This window comes from Maribacter litoralis (assembly GCF_003075045.1).
Classification (GTDB): domain Bacteria; phylum Bacteroidota; class Bacteroidia; order Flavobacteriales; family Flavobacteriaceae; genus Maribacter; species Maribacter litoralis.
This window is the reverse complement of record NZ_QCZD01000024.1, coordinates 1-684: the sequence shown is the minus strand read 5'-3', so window position 1 is coordinate 684 and position 684 is coordinate 1. Positions and strand designations below refer to the sequence as shown.

At 36.4% G+C, this 684-nt stretch carries 1 protein-coding gene; it reads left to right on the top strand.

Annotated elements, in window-relative coordinates:
- Window positions 1-261: hypothetical protein (locus DCS95_RS20115; RefSeq protein ID WP_116772581.1), on the top strand; the 261-nt coding region annotated here is incomplete at its 5' end.
- Window positions 262-684 lie beyond the last annotated feature (423 nt).

Sequence of the window (684 nt, the reverse complement as noted above, 5' to 3'; positions counted from 1 at the left end):
ATGAAATCAATTATTCTTTTAACCGCTCTTTTCTTCACATGTTTCTTCGCTCAGGCACAGGCTAACGAAGAGAACGTTTCTTTAGAGATCGAAACTGTACAAGTAGAGATGGTTGAGACAATTGAAAGTAATGATATCGTTGTTCCGACTATCGAAACCGAAAACACGATCGAAGTTGCAAGGTTGTACAAGAATAAAAACAACAGAGTGATCAAGGCTTTAAAGTTCGCTACGAAATTGAACAGAGCTAAACTTTCTTAATAAAATTATCAAATTTCCTTTTCGCCCCCGATCTTCACCTACCCCATTTCTTACCGTAACCTACTTTACATTCAAGTTCAAGTTCAAAAATCAAATTCAATCTCAATCTCAAGATGCAATGACAGTACGCCAGTCATCGTACTTCTCTCTATAGTCTGCTTTATTACAACACAAAACTCAAACAACATCAATGCCTACAGCTACTACGCTTGTTTTCTTATGCTGATATACTAGAAATTCACAGTTCGCTCAAATTAATAATCGAACCCTAATTACCATTCGTCTATAGTTAAATGGTAACCGACGACGAGCGGCAAAATATGTTTGGTCTTGCCTGTACTTTAGCAGTGTAAAACAAATATTATGAAATCAATTATTCTTTTAACCGCTCTTTTCTTCACATGTTTCTTCGCTCAGGCACAG